The organism is Aeromonas sp. R6-2 (assembly GCF_040908155.1).
Lineage (GTDB): Bacteria > Pseudomonadota > Gammaproteobacteria > Enterobacterales > Aeromonadaceae > Aeromonas > Aeromonas schubertii.
Window position 1 is genome coordinate 1 of sequence record NZ_JBFODE010000023.1, and the last position, 1670, is coordinate 1670.

1 protein-coding gene and 1 pseudogene are annotated in these 1670 nt (G+C 54.4%); one reads left to right on the forward strand and one right to left on the reverse strand.

Annotated features, from left to right (window positions below; all coding sequences use genetic code 11):
• Positions 1–514, reverse strand: a pseudogene (locus AB5Y48_RS03160) (alpha-amylase family glycosyl hydrolase); the annotation flags it as partial.
• Here AB5Y48_RS03160 and AB5Y48_RS03165 point away from each other — a divergent pair.
• Positions 513–1097, forward strand: a complete 585-nt coding sequence (locus tag AB5Y48_RS03165) for a hypothetical protein (RefSeq protein WP_368163738.1) — start codon at positions 513–515, stop codon at positions 1095–1097. The pseudogene AB5Y48_RS03160 and the gene AB5Y48_RS03165 overlap by 2 nt on opposite strands.
• Positions 1098–1670: the final 573 nt, after the last annotated feature.

Here is a 1670-nt window from a genome sequence, read left to right on the forward strand (position 1 = left end):
GCAGGGCCTGACTCTTGAAGCGCCCCTCCCAGAAGTGACCCTTGCAGCTGTCTTCCTGATTGGCTTGGCGAGCCAGCCCTTCGTTGAGCAGGCGCACGAACCAGCTGATGGAGTAGAGTCGCTCTCGCCACTCCTCTATCAGCCCCTGCACTACCGAGAGCTCTGGCTCAATCAGGGCATCCCCCTGATACCAGCGGCGCACCAGCAGCGGCCACTGGAACAGCCCGGCCCAGCGCTCGGCCACCTCCCGCTCGCTCCAGCCCTGGGCCTGCTCGGCATCCACTTTCAGCACCAGGTGGTAGTGGTTGCTCATCACCGCATAGGCGCAGATGCCGATGGCAAAGAGGCGCGACAGCTGGCCCAGCCGGTCGACCACCCACTGGCGGCGATGCTCGTAGCTCTGCCCCGAGTGGGCATCTTCCCCACACAGGAAGGCCCGCCGCACACAGCGGCTGACCACATGGTAGTAAGGCGTATCCTGCAGGCTGATCTGACGTGAACGGGCGATGGTCATGGCAAGTTCCTCGGCAGTGATGCCTCAAGCCAAGCAGAGCGCTACGCCCCTGTCAAAATGGTGGGTGTCCCAGAATCTTGTGCCAGAATCTTCCATCTTTGATTTTAACAAAGGATTGCTTGCTTCAGTTGATTTCGAGCAATTGGCTATTGCTATTTTTGTGTCGTGGATTATTGGCCACATATATTCCAAGGTCAGCAGCATGTCATTCAATTTGCTGACAAAAGCATCTTCTTTTGATTATTATATATCCCAAATCAAAGAGAAGATTGATTCAAAAAAATCACAAGAGGAAGTTTTGAATTACTTTCTTGCTAAAGATGTTTCGAAAGAACTTGAGGGGTTAAGAGTGAAATTGAAATCTTTTCACACCTGTTCTGAAGTGTTCCTTGTTGCTGCATTAATTATAGGGTGGGGATGGGGTTCTAATAATTACTTTGATTGGCTTTTAGTTTTGGTGTTGATGGTGACTGTTTTTTCAAACATTTGGAAAGCTTTCCAATTCTATATTTCTGATTTCTTACCCTATTATATAACGGAACAAACATTGTTGGGGGCGACTGTTGACTTTGGTGATAAATAGGCATGCAACAAGTCACTCCACACGGAAATTTTACTCGCTACGCTCCCAAATTTCCGGTGAGGGCTGTGATTCTGGGTGATTCTGGGGCACCCACCATTCTGAGCGCCACGTAGCGGCCAATAGATCGGTGCCCAGCCCCCTCAGTCGCCGTCGGGCACGGTATTGGAGCCCCCTCCAACCCGCCGAGGGGAAGGAGCAGGGTCAGGAGCGCCATCAGGGATGATGGCGCAGCCGCAGGCGGCACAAGGATGTGCCGTGTGCGGCGGTCCGTCCGACCTGGCGACCGACCCGAGGGAAACCGCGCAGCGGTCGGGTTGGCGGGGGAGAAGACCTTTGGTGACTTTGGGTCTTTCCAAAGTCACTCGCCCCGGCCCGAAGGGCAGGCGAAACCCGTCGAGGCCGACGGCCTCGCGTCCCATGCGGCGCAGCCGCATCAAACGCCCCAGACCAAGAGCAAACGTCCGATTACACCTGACGGCGGCGTTGTTGAACAAAAGCATTTCTGCTCAGCTTTGACACATAGAATCAGTCGTTCCTGCTACTAGCAGGCAGCGCTGCTGCGAAAGAATTGCC

Coding starts and splice junctions, on each gene's coding strand:
- AB5Y48_RS03165 (WP_368163738.1), top strand. CDS start 513: ATGGCAAGTTCCTCGGCAGTGATGCCTCAAGCCAAGCAGAGCGCTACG.